Consider the following 12039-nt stretch of genomic DNA (forward strand, 5'->3'; position numbering starts at 1 on the left):
GCACCCGGAGACCGCCGATGCCGTTGTCCGCCACGTGCACCACGATGCGTCGCATCGTGGCCACCGCCCTGCCCTGTGCGCTCGCGCTGGCCTGCGTCGCCTGCGCGCCACCGCCGCAGGAACCCACCGACAAACCGGTCGAGCCGTCGGCCACGCACCTGCGCGATGCGATCCGCGAACCGCTGGATGCGGCGCGCGAGACGCAGAAGACGGTTGAAGACGCGGCGGCGCAGCAGCGCCAGGCGATCGAAGCGGCCGGCGGCTGAGCGCGCCGGGCGCGCGACGCACGGCCGGACCGGTCAGCGCACGACCGGCCGGTAGACGATGAAGATCACCAACGCCTCGTCACCGAGCTGCGCGAGCGCATGGCGATCGCCCTTGCGTGTCAGGATCGCGTCGCCCGGCCCGACCTCGCGGACGGTGTCGTTCAACTGCAACCGGCCGCGGCCCGACAGCACGTAATAAATCTCGTCCTTGTCGTTGACGTGGTCGCCGATGGTCGCGCCGGGATGGAAGGCGCGCTTGCGGAAGATCAGATCGAAGCCGGTGGCATCGGCGAAGAACGGGTATGCCGTCGTCGTGCCGAGTCCTTCGTGTGGCCCGGGCTGTTCGATGGCGATGTCGCGCTCCTGCACGACGACCGACTGCGACACGGGCGGCAGCGGCGGGGCCGGCAGGGCATTGCATGCGTCCGCGGTCACGGCCTTCACCGGTGCTTCGACATCGAGACCGCGCCAGCCGGCCGCGACGAGACAGGCGACCGCATCGGCACCGGCCTCGCTGAAGTGGGTGCCGTCGGCCTTGCCCTGCGTGAACATGAAGTAGGGCTTGGCGCCCTCCTCACCGTGCACGCGGATCCAGTCGCTGGACGTCGCGTTGAGATCGATCAGCGCGACGCCCTCGCGTGTCGCCAGGTCCTGCATCGCCAGCGTGTAGCGGCCATGCGTGTCGACCAGCGCGCGGAAGTCGTAGAGCAGGCGCGCGACGGGGGTGATCAGGATCGGTGTGGCGCCTTTCTGGCGCGCGACTTCGATGTAGCGCTGGAGAAAGCGCGGGTAGTCGGTCGCAGGATCGGTGTAGCGCGTGGCGTCCTCGCGCTTGGCATCGTTGTGGCCGAACTGGATCAGCAGCACGTCGCCTGCGCGGATCTCGCCGGCGATCGCGTCGAGTCTGCCTTCGTCGATGAAGCTGCGCGTGCTGCGCCCGCCCACCGCGTGGTTGCGGACCTCCCAGCCGTCGCGGATCCAGTCGGGAAACTTCTGGCCCCAGCCGGCCTGTGGCGCGCGCTCGGCGCCGTAGGTCGCGGCGGTGGAATCACCGGCGATGAAGATGCGATGCGGTGCGGGCGACGCCGCGGATACGCCGCCGGCGACGCCCAACAGCAGCAGCGACAACAGAAGTTGCTTCATGCAGGCGCTCCGTCCGAATCGGGTCGAAACCGCAGGCCGCCGCGTCGGCGGCCTGCGTCGTACAACGGTGTCGCGCGGGGCTTACTTGCCCAGCACGCCCTTGACGTAGGCGACGATGGCCTCGTCCTGGGCGTTGTCGAAGAACGCCTTCTGGAAGCGCTCGCCGCCGACGGCCTGCTTCACCAGGTCCTGGTCGATCGCCTTCAGGCCTTCAACGAAATCCTTCGAGGCGCCCTTCTTGACGTCGGCCAGGATGCCGGCGTTGGTCATCTGCGATTCCTTGCGCTCGGCCGGATAGCCCTGGCCGCGCTCGCCGTCGAACGCCTTCTCGAAGATGTAGCGGATGTTGATTTCCGCGCCCCAGCCGTAGCCCTTGGCGAACGGCAGCGCCAGCGCATTGCCGTTGTTGACCTGCGCGAACAGGAACGCATCGGTCGGCTCGATGCAGTAGCCGCAATACACACCCGGCCATGCGTTGAGCGACATCATCGCGCCCTGGCCCGTACCGCAGCCTGCGACGACGAAATCGACCGCCTTCGCGTTCAGCAGCAGCGCGGCGCAGATGCCCAGGTGGATGTAGGTCAGGCGGTGGTCGTTGTCGCCGTCCATGCCGACGTTGAAGACGGTGTGGCCCTTGTCGGCGGCGACCGTGTTGAGCTGTTCCAGCACGACCGGGTTCTTGGCGGCCTGGCTGAATTCCTGCATCAGTGCGATTTTCATGACATGTCTCTCTTGCGTGTTCGAAGGGGGAAGAAGCGGCGGGCCCGCAGCCAGGGCGGGCTCGCCGGAAAACGTGCGTGACTCAGCGCGCGAGCCAACCGCCGTCGACCGGAATCACCGCGCCGTTGACGTAGTCGGACGCGCGGCTGGCGAGGAACACCGCCGTGCCGCCGAGGTCCGAAGGCTCGCCCCAGCGCGCGGCCGGGATGCGATCGAGGATGGCTTTGTTGCGGGCTTCGTCGGCGCGCAGCTGCGCGGTGTTGTCTGTCGCCATGTAGCCGGGCGCGATGGCGTTGATGTTGACGCCCTTGCCGGCCCACTCGTTGGCGAGCAGGCGGGTGATGCCGGCGATGCCCGACTTGCTGGCCGTGTAGGACGGCACGCGGATGCCGCCCTGGAACGACAGCATCGACGCGATGTTGATGATCTTGCCGCTGCCCTGCGCGATGAAGTGCCTTCCCACGGCCTGCGAGAGGAAGAACGCGGACTTGATGTTGACGTTCATGACGTCGTCCCAGTCCTGCTCGCTGAAATCGACCGCGTCGGCGCGGCGGATCAGGCCGGCGTTGTTGACCAGGATGTCGAGGCCGCCGAGGCCGTCGAGCGTTTCCTGCAGCAGGCGGGCGACCGGCTCGATACTGGTCAGGTTGGCCTCGATCGACACGAAACGGCGACCCAGCGCCTTGACCTTGGCTTCGGTCTCGGTCGGCGGGCTGATGCCGGCCGCGGCGATGTCGGCGCCGGCTTGCGCCAGTGCCACCGCGATGCCCTGCCCCAGGCCGGTATTGGCGCCGGTGACCAGCGCGACCTTGCCTTCGAGACTGAACGGATTGCTCATTGCGTTGCTCCCTGTTGCGATGCGTGAGGTGGCCGGGCGGCCGGTCATTTGAGCTGGCAGATGTCCAGCACGTGCATGTCGGTGTAGTCGAGGTTCTCGCCGCCCATCGCCCAGATGAAGCCGTAGTTCGAGGTGCCCGCGCCCATGTGGATCGACCACGGCGGCGAGACCACGGCCTCGTGGTTCTGGACCACGATGTGGCGCTGCGCGTGCGGCTCGCCCATGAAGTGGTAGACGCGATCGTTCGCGCCGAGATCGAAGTAGAAATAGACCTCGCTGCGCCGGTCGTGCAGATGCGGCGGCATCGTGTTCCAGACGCTGCCCGGCTTGAGTAGCGTCAGCCCCAGCAGGAGCTGCGAGGACTGGCAGGTAGCGGGCACGATGTACTGGTAGATCGTGCGTTCGTTGCTGGTGTCCAGTGCGCCGCGCTCGAGCGGCACCGCGTCGGAGATCGGGATCTTCTTCGTCTCGAAGCGCGCATGCGCCGGTGTCGAGGCGAGATAGAACTGTGCGGGCGTGGCTGCGTCGTCGGAGGCGAACACCACCTCGGCGCTGCCCATCGCCACGTAGAGGCCGTCCCGGGGCGCCAGTGCATGGACGACGCCGTCGACCGTGACCGTGCCGGACCCCGCACCGACGTTGACGATGCCCAGCTCGCGGCGCTCCAGGAACGGACGACCCGCGGCGGATGCCGGCTCGTGCTGCAGCGGCAGCGACACCGTGGCCGTCACCGGCGCCGCGCCACCGATCACGAAACGCTCGTAGTGGGTGTACTGCAGCCGGACCGCATCGTCGGCGAACAGGCCTTCGAGCAGGAACAGGTCGCGCAGCGTGTCGTTGTCGACACCCTGCATGACCCCGGGATGGGTCGCGTAGATCGTCTTGTCGTACATGCCGGCCTCCGGAACGCAGGGTCACCCCCGCCCACGCGCCATTGTAGGCACTCCGGTAACCGGTGTCATACCGCGCCGCGACATGGCGGGCGTGGCGCGAGACATCTGCGGGACACGGGCCGGGCGACCCGGCGGGCGGATCAATCCGGCGGCTGGCAGGAATCGCGGACGATCAGGTGCGGACGCACGCTGGCGAGCTGGCGGGGCGCGTCCTCGGGTTGCAGCAGCATCGCGGCCGAGATGCGACCCGTGTCGCGGGTGTCGCGGCGTACCGAGGTCAGCGGCGGCCATAGGCGCGAGGCCAGCGGGCTGTCGTCGTAGCCCACGACCGAAAGCTGGCGCGGAATGCTGATGCCCGCGCGCATCGCGACGCGGTAGACGCCGGCGGCCATTTCGTCGTTGCCGCAGAAGATCGCGGTGGGACGCTTCTTGCCGCCCAGCAGCTTCTCGGCCGCGGCCACGCCGGACTCGAAGGTGTAACCGGCCTCGACGATCCGCGCCTTGGGCAGTTCGATGCCGCGTTGCTGCAGCCCGGAAATGAAACCGTTGGTGCGTTCGATCGAGGAGCGGTAGTCGCGCGGACCGGTGATCATCGCGATGTCGCGATGCCCCAGGGACTGCAGGTAATCGGCCACTTCGGCCGCGCCGTCATGGTCGTGGGTCACGACCATGCGCTCGGGCGTGTCCATCGACACCGCGGCGATGCGCACGTAGCGCACGTCGATCTCGGCCAGCATGTCGGCCAGGGCCTGGTCTTCGGACACGCGCGGCACCAGCATCACGCCGTGCAGCTTCTGCTGCTGCACGAAGCGGCGCACGCCGTCGATGTAGTTCGGGCTGCGGCTGTCGCAGGGATGCACCACCAGCTCGAAACCCGAATTGCGCAAGGTGTCCAGCGCGCCGTACTGCATGTTGACGATGAACTGCGCGGTCGGATTGTCGTAGACCATGCCGATCAGGAACGAACGGCGGAACGCCAGCCCGCGTGCCAGCGGATCGGGCACGTAGCCAACTTCCTGCATCAGCGCCTCGACCTTCTCGCGGGTGTCCTGCCGGACCAGCGGCGAGTGGTTGATGATCCGCGAGACGGTCTTCTTCGACACGCCGGCGAGGCGCGCGATGTCGTTGATCGTCGCCGGGCGCTTGAGATCGAACCCGGTTCCCGCCTGTGTGGTCTTCTTCGATGCGGGCATCGGCCGTTCCGTCCGTCGGTTGTCGCGCGGTTTCCATTCTAGCGGCAGATGCCGGCGCGCCATGTGGCGCCGCAGCGTCCGGGTGCTTTGGGCCTCAGTCGAGCGCGCGGAACCGGAAGTCGCGGAAATGCACCTTGCCGTCGCCGGCCGCGTAGATCGCCGGCTTCACCGCCAGGAACTTGCCGGCGACATTGTGGTGGTAGCCCGAGATTTCCATCTGCACCGGGTACTTGGTCCAGGTCTGCCCGTCGGTGCTGGTGTGGATGGTGACGATGTGCTGGTCGTTCCTGACCCGCATCCACAGCTTGCCACCGGTCGCGCTGGGCGCGATCTGCGTGGGTCGCTCCTCGCCGTAGCGATGCATGATGAAGCGCTCGCCGTTGCTGCCCACGCCGACGTAGAGCCTGTCGCTGTAGAACAGCAATGCCCCGCCCTGCGCGCCCGGCTCGATCTCCATTTCCACCTGGAATTCGTAGGACTTGTCGCCGGCGATCACCGTCAGCGGCGAGCTGTCGCGCGGCTGGCTGCCCTTGCCTTCGAGCGTCAGCGTGCCCTCGCCGAAACCCAGCCGGTCGTACTCGTCCTGCGCCGGATTGAAGAACGACCACTGCGGGCCGAGTCTGCCACTGCTGAAATCGTCCGACAGCGCCATGCCGTGCTGGCCGAACGATTCCCCGGCCGGCTTGGCCAAGGGCTGGCCGAGGTCCCCGCCCCTGGCGACGAACCAGCCATCGTCGGTCCACTCGATCGGCTCGAGCAGCGCCTGGCGGCCGAGCGTCCAGTACCCGTTCTCGTAGCCGTGGTAGATCATCCACCAGCGATCGTCGGTGCCTTCGACGATCGTCGCGTGACCGCGCGACCACCATGGCTCGCTGCGATCCACGGTGCGCACGATCGGATTGTGCGGCGAGTTCTCCCACGGGCCGTGGATCGAGCGCGAGCGCGCGGTGATCACCATGTGCCCGGTCGGCGGGCCGGCGGTGCCGCCGACGGCGGTGGTCATGTAGTACCAGCCATCGCGGAAGTTGATCTTCGGCCCCTCCTGCGCGTAGGCCTCGACGTCCCACTCTTCCGGATACTGCCAGCCGTCGTAGACGTGCTTGGGCGTGCCGACGACCCGCAGGCCGTCATCGGACAGCTGGACGTAGGCGCCGCCACTGAGGAACAGGTAGCGCTTGCCGTCCTCGCCGACCGCGTGACCGGGATCGATGTAACGGCCCAGACCGATGTCGACCGGCTCGCTCCACGGCCCCTTGATGTCGTCGGCCCAGACCACGTAGTTGCTGCGCTCGCTGCCCTCGGTGCCGCCGGTGCGCGCGGGGAAGTAGATGAAGTAGCGACCCTCGTGCTTGATGATGTCCGGCGCCCAGATCGAACCGACGTTCTGGGTGATCGCATGGCCCAGCGGCCGCCAGTTGACCAGATCGCGCGAATGCCACAGCGGCAGGCCGGGATAGGCGTCGAACGAGGACAGGGTGAGGTAGTAGTCGTCGCCGTCCTTGAGTACCGACGGATCGGGGCGGTCGCCCGCGAACACCGGATTGAGGAAGGTGCCGTCGCCGAGATCCGCCTGACGCTGGTTCTCGATGCCGCGCGCCCAGGGCGAGGTGTCGGATGCTGCCGCGGAGAACAGCGAGAAGCCGAGCAGGCAGGTGGTCATCAGGCGTGCAGCGCGCGGGGTGCCCTTCGGCATGGGGAAGCTCCTTGGGTTCGCGCCGCCACACCGGAATGACACCGCAGGTCATCCGACCGTAGCAGAGCGTCTGCGCGCAGGGCATTCTGCGTCGCAACACGGATGCGTCGATTGCAGCACCGGTTGACCGTGGGCTGCCAATCCGCGGATCGCGCGATTGCCGGCAGTGTTGGCCCTGTATGTGCAGTGCGGTGCATCGCGTGTCGCGATGTCCGCACGCGCCGCGATGTGCCGCGCAAACGGCCGCGCACGCGGGGCATCAACGGGCGTAGCATCGACGACAGGGGATGCACCATGCGAGTCGAACACGCGCACCGTCGCGGCATCGGCGCGCGCTGCGTGCCTCCCGGATCCTCCGCCTATCCCGGGCCTGCGCCGCTGTCGGCCACTGCCCACTTCTGGAGCCCTGCGACCATGCGCACATCCCACCCGGGCGAGAATACGTCGCTGATCGTGCTGATCAGCTGCGTCGCCACCATCGGCGGCTTCCTGTTCGGCTTCGACAGCGGCGTGATCAACGGCACCCAGGACGGCCTCCACGCCGCGTTCCGGTCGGGCGAATGGATGCACGGCTTCGAGATCGCGTCGATGCTGATCGGCTGCGCGATCGGCGCCTTCTTTGCGGGCCGCCTCGCCGACCGCTGGGGCCGGCGCAGCGTGCTGCTGATCGCCGCGGTACTGTTCCTGCTGTCGGCACTGGGCTCGGGCGCGGCCACCGACTCGGTGATGTTCATCGCTGCGCGGGTGCTCGGCGGCTTCGCCGTCGGCGCGGCCAGCGTGATGTCGCCGGCCTACATCGCCGAAGTCGCGCCGGCGCGCTACCGCGGCCGCCTGGCGACGGTGCAGCAGATGGCGATCATCTCCGGCCTGTTCGCCGCGTTCCTCAGCAACTACCTGCTCGCGCGCGCGGCCGGCGCCTCGACCGAGGCGCTGTGGATGGGCATGCCGGCGTGGCGCTGGATGTTCTGGATGATGGCGGTGCCGTCCGCGCTGTTTCTGGTGCTGCTGCTGGCGATTCCCGAAAGTCCGCGCTACCTGGTGGTCAAGCGCCGCCACGACGAGGCGCTCGCGGTGCTGACGCGCCTGTTCGGCGCGTCGCAGGCGCAGCACACGCTGGGCGAGATCGAAGGCTCGCTTGCGGCCGAGTCGCATCGCCCGCGCCTGTCGGATCTTCGGGACAAGGTCACCCGCAAGCTGCGGCCGATCGTGTGGGTGGCGATCGGCCTGGCCACGTTCCAGCAGCTGGTCGGCATCAACGTGGTGTTCTACTACGGCGCGGTGCTGTGGCAGGCGGTCGGCTTCTCCGAAAACGACGCCCTGCTGATCAACGTGCTGTCCGGCGGCCTGAGCATCGGCGCCTGCCTGGTCACGATCGTGCTGATCGACCGCATCGGCCGCAAACCGCTGCTGTGGATCGGCTCGCTCGGCATGGCGGTCTCGCTCGCGCTGGTGACCTTCGCCTTCGCCAGCGGTTCGCTGGTCGACGGGCAGCTGCAGCTGCCCGGCCGGATGGGCACGCTGGCGCTGGTGGCGGCCAACGTCTACGTGGTGTTCTTCAACATGTCCTGGGGCCCGGTGATGTGGGTGATGCTGGGTGAGATGTTCCCCAACCAGATCCGCGGCTCCGGCCTGGCGGTCGCGGGCGCCGCGCAGTGGACCTCGAACTTCGCGATCACGATGACCTTCCCGGTGCTCCTGGCCGGCATCGGCCTGGCCGGCACCTACGCCCTTTACATGGTCGCCGCGATCGTCTCGGTGTTTTTCGTGCTGCGCTACGTGCACGAGACCAAGGGCCGCGCGCTCGAACAGATGGAAGGCTGATGCGCATCGGACTGGCCGCCAACCGCCGCCACCATGCCGACGGCGACGCGGCCCTGTTCCGCTGGCTGCGGGCCAGCGGCGCGGGCCTGCGTGAACTGGACCATTCGCTGCACGTTGTCGGGCGCACGCATGACGCGATCGTCGAACACCGGGCGCTGGACGGGTTCGCCCGTCTGCACCGCTATCCGCTGGGTCGCGACGGCGGCCTGATGAAGCTGGTCGCCGAGATCGTCGGCATGGGCGAGGACCGCACGCTCGACGGCGCGATCTACCTGATCGACCCGGTCGATCCCTCGTCGATCTTTCCCGAAGCCGTCGCGCTCAAGCGCCAGTGCGTGATCCAGGGCAAGCCCTTCCTGTCGACGGTCGCCTCCGCGCGCGACTGGGTCGAATCGGAACGCATCCACGCCGGCCTGCCCGCCGACACCGGCGCGGACGATCTGCACGCCTTCGAAGGCCAGACGCTCGCGCTGATCGCCCACGACGCGATGAAGCCGCGGATGCTCGACTTCGTCGGCGCGCACTTCGACCTGCTTTCGCGCTTCGCCGACCGCGTGGCCACGGGCACGACCGGCGGGCTGCTCAACGACTTGGCCTGGTCGCGCGGCTGGCCCGCAGACGTGCCGTGGGCGCAACGCTTCCGCAGCGGTCCCCTCGGCGGCGACGCGCAGATCGCCGATCTCGTCCTCGACGGCCGCTGCCACCGCGCGGTGTTCTTCGAGGATCCGCACGTCGCACGGCAGCACGAAGCGGACATCCAGCTCCTCGAGCGGGCGGTCACGACGGTGACCGACACGGTGGCGTGCCTGACATCGCCGGCGGTGGCGGACCGATGGGCGCGGGCGGCGGTGATACGGGCGGCGATGGGCTGAAGTTCGACTTCACGCGCCGCTCTGTTCTTTCGCCTCGCTTCTTCCGCATTGGCTTTTGCCTTTGCTTTTGCTTTTGCCTTTGGCTTCGGCCTTTGACCTTGACCTGCGAGCCGTAAAGCGAGCCGAGCACTGCAGCCTGGCGCGGCCGTAGAGCAGCCCATGTCTGAGCGCAGCGAGTTTGGGCTGCGTGCCGCGTCAGGCGAAGCGCGCAGGGGACCGCCGCGGTTTCATGCGGCGGATCGCGTCCGGCGAAGGGACTTTTTGGTTTCTTTTGGGTCCCGCCAAAAGAAACTCGCACGCGCAGCGGGCGAAAGCCTTGCACTTGCGTTGGCATTGGCTCTTCGCTTTGAAAGCTTTGAAAGGTTAAAAAAGCAGGATCAAGATCAAGCCCAGGGCTTCCGCACGCTCCGCGCGCGGCTTCCTTTTGTCTTGTCAAAAGGAAGCAAAACCGCCTTCGCCGGACGCGATCCGCCGCGATACAGCTGCGGCGGTCCCCTGCGCTTCTCGGCCGACGGGGCACGCAGCCCAAACTCGCTGCGCTCAGACATGGGCTGCTCTTCGACCCCGCCGCCCTGCGGTGCTCGGCTCGCTCTACGGCTCGAAAGATCAAGGTCAAGAGCAAGATCAAGATCAAGATCAACAGCGCGCAGCCAAGCCAGAGCTACGGCAACGGCAATGGCAAAAGCCAAGACGAAGCCGCAAAACAGCGCAGCGCGCAAAACGAGAACGGCCCCGAAGCGGGGCCGTTTCGAAACATCAATAGCGCTGCCGCCCGATCAGGCCCGCAGCACCCCCGGCAGCCACAGCGACAGACCCGGGAACAGCGCCACGATCAGCAGCACCAGCAACCCCGCCAGCCAGAACGGCCAGATCGTGCGCATGCTCTCGACGACGGTGATCTTGCCGATCGCCGTGCCGATGAAGAGCACCGAGCCCACCGGCGGCGTGACCAGGCCCAGACCACCTGCCAGCACCAGCACCAGACCGAAGTGGATCGGATCGATGCCGTAGGCGCGCGCGACCGGCAGGAAGATCGGCGTGCAGATCAGGATCAGCGGAGCCAGATCCATGAAGGTGCCCAGCAGCAACAGCACCAGAATGATCATCAGCAGCACCATCAGCTTGCTGTGCGCAAAGGACTGCAGGAACTCCACCGCCGCCGCCGGCACCTGCAGGTAGGCCAGCAGCCAACCGAACACCGATGCCGTCGCGATGACGAACAGGATCACGCCCGTGCTGCGCGCCGCATGCACGATCGTGTCGATGAACTCGGCCAGGCGCAGCTGGCGGTACAGCACGATCGTCACCAGCAGCGCGTAGACCACGGCCACGGCCGCGCTCTCGACCGCAGTGAAGATGCCCATGCGGATGCCGACGAAGATCAGCGCCACCAGGCCCAGGCCCGGCAGGGCCGACACCAGTCGCAGCAGCACCGCGCGCCAGCCCGGGAAGATCTCCACGCCGTAGCCGCGATGCCGCGCGACCATGTAGCCGGTGAACATCAGCACCACGGTCATCAGCAGCGCAGGCGCGATGCCCGCTGCGAACAGATCGGCAATCGACAGGCCGCCGCCCGCGGCTGCGGTGAACAGGATCAGGTTGTGCGACGGCGGCACCAGCAGCGCCACGAGCGCGGCGGTGATGCTGACATTGACCGCGAAGTCGCGGTCGTAGCCACGCTTGACCATCTGCGGAATCATCGTGCCGCCGACTGCGGACACATCGGCAATCGCCGAACCCGACACACCGCCGAAGAACAGCGACGACAGCACCGACACCTGGCCCAGGCCGCCGCGCATGCGGCCGACCAGGGACGAGGCCAGCGCGATCAGGCGTTCGGAAATGCCGCCGCGCATCATGATCTCGCCGGCGAAGATGAAGAGCGGAATGGCGATCAGCGAGGCCGAGCCGATGCCGGCCGAGACCTGCTGCACCAGCACGATCGACGGCAGGTCCAGATACAGCAGCGTGGCCAGCGCGGCCGCGGCGAGCGCGAAGGCGACCGGCACGCCGAGCATGAGCAGCACGCCGAAGACGATGAAGAGAATCGCGATACCCATCTCAGCGGCCCTCCCCGGCCGGCGCAGCGCGCACTGCGCCGAGGAACTGGTTGAAACCGAAGACCACCATCAGCGCACCGCCGAGCGACAACGGCAGATAGTTGATGCTCTGCGGCAGCTGCGCGCCGGCCGCCTTGATGTGCAGGCCGTCGACGAGCAGCACCGCGCCCCACCAGGCGAGCACCGCGCCGATCGCCACGATCACCAGCGGCACCAGCAGCGTCACCAGCCGGCGGATCGCCGGGCGCATGTGGTCCTGCAGCAGGAAAAAGCCGAAGTGGCGGTTGGTGTGCACGCCGGCGGCGGCGCCCAGGCTCATCGCGACACTGAGCAGCAGCAGCGTGACCGGCTCGGTCCAGCTCGGCGAATCGTTGATGACGTAACGCGCGAACACCTGCCAGCCCTGCACGACGACCAGCCCGGCGAGGGCGGTCGCCGCGATGGCGATGACGAAATCGGCGAGCCGGTCGAGCGCGGTCCTGGGGGCACCATCGGGCGCGAGGGTCGTGTCTTCGGACATCGTGGGTTCCGTGAAGCGTG

11 protein-coding genes are annotated in these 12039 nt (G+C 67.8%); 3 read left to right on the forward strand and 8 right to left on the reverse strand.

Annotated features, from left to right (window positions below; all coding sequences use genetic code 11):
- Positions 1–17: 17 nt before the first annotated feature.
- On the forward strand, positions 18–266 hold the full coding sequence (locus tag E2F49_RS08235; RefSeq protein ID WP_243713514.1) for a hypothetical protein: 249 nt from the start codon (positions 18–20) through the stop codon (positions 264–266).
- Between the two features lie 33 nt (positions 267–299).
- On the opposite strand, the gene E2F49_RS08240 is transcribed toward E2F49_RS08235, so the two are convergent.
- The 6 genes from E2F49_RS08240 to E2F49_RS08265 all read right to left on the reverse strand — a co-directional run bounded on the left by E2F49_RS08240 (position 300) and on the right by E2F49_RS08265 (position 6713).
- Positions 300–1409, reverse strand: coding sequence for a GDSL-type esterase/lipase family protein (locus E2F49_RS08240; RefSeq protein ID WP_133393348.1), 1110 nt, complete (start codon positions 1407–1409; stop codon positions 300–302).
- Between the two features lie 81 nt (positions 1410–1490).
- A complete protein-coding gene (locus E2F49_RS08245) occupies positions 1491–2129 on the reverse strand; it encodes an RpiB/LacA/LacB family sugar-phosphate isomerase (protein WP_133393349.1) in 639 nt (212 codons plus the stop codon).
- A gap of 82 nt (positions 2130–2211) precedes the next feature.
- The gene (gene kduD / locus E2F49_RS08250; protein ID WP_133393350.1) at positions 2212–2967 is read right to left on the reverse strand and encodes a 2-dehydro-3-deoxy-D-gluconate 5-dehydrogenase KduD; all 756 of its coding nucleotides are present in this window, start codon (positions 2965–2967) and stop codon (positions 2212–2214) included.
- Positions 2968–3011: 44 nt separating this feature from the next.
- The gene (kduI, locus tag E2F49_RS08255; RefSeq protein WP_133393351.1) at positions 3012–3860 is read right to left on the reverse strand and encodes a 5-dehydro-4-deoxy-D-glucuronate isomerase; all 849 of its coding nucleotides are present in this window, start codon (positions 3858–3860) and stop codon (positions 3012–3014) included.
- 140 nt (positions 3861–4000) lie between these two features.
- Positions 4001–5053, reverse strand: coding sequence for a LacI family DNA-binding transcriptional regulator (locus tag E2F49_RS08260; protein ID WP_133393352.1), 1053 nt, complete (start codon positions 5051–5053; stop codon positions 4001–4003).
- Between the two features lie 94 nt (positions 5054–5147).
- Complete coding sequence (locus E2F49_RS08265) at positions 5148–6713, reverse strand: family 43 glycosylhydrolase (protein ID WP_165971166.1); 1566 nt, start codon at positions 6711–6713, stop codon at positions 5148–5150.
- Positions 6714–7160: 447 nt separating this feature from the next.
- On the opposite strand from E2F49_RS08265, the gene E2F49_RS08270 reads away from it, so the two are divergent.
- Entirely contained in the window at positions 7161–8567 is a 1407-nt protein-coding gene (locus E2F49_RS08270) for a sugar porter family MFS transporter (protein WP_133393354.1), read from the forward strand.
- Complete coding sequence (locus E2F49_RS08275) at positions 8567–9439, forward strand: methylglyoxal synthase (RefSeq protein WP_133393355.1); 873 nt, start codon at positions 8567–8569, stop codon at positions 9437–9439. The genes E2F49_RS08270 and E2F49_RS08275 overlap by 1 nt, the downstream gene beginning before the upstream one ends.
- Before the next feature lie 776 nt (positions 9440–10215).
- On the opposite strand, the gene E2F49_RS08285 is transcribed toward E2F49_RS08275, so the two are convergent.
- A complete protein-coding gene (locus tag E2F49_RS08285) occupies positions 10216–11499 on the reverse strand; it encodes a TRAP transporter large permease (RefSeq protein ID WP_133393356.1) in 1284 nt (427 codons plus the stop codon).
- Between the two features lies 1 nt (position 11500).
- Positions 11501–12019 (reverse strand): TRAP transporter small permease, encoded by a 519-nt coding sequence (locus E2F49_RS08290; RefSeq protein WP_133393357.1) that lies wholly within the window; start codon positions 12017–12019, stop codon positions 11501–11503.
- Positions 12020–12039: the final 20 nt, after the last annotated feature.

Origin of the sequence: Luteimonas terrae (assembly GCF_004358165.1) — a bacterium.
Lineage (GTDB): Bacteria > Pseudomonadota > Gammaproteobacteria > Xanthomonadales > Xanthomonadaceae > Luteimonas > Luteimonas terrae.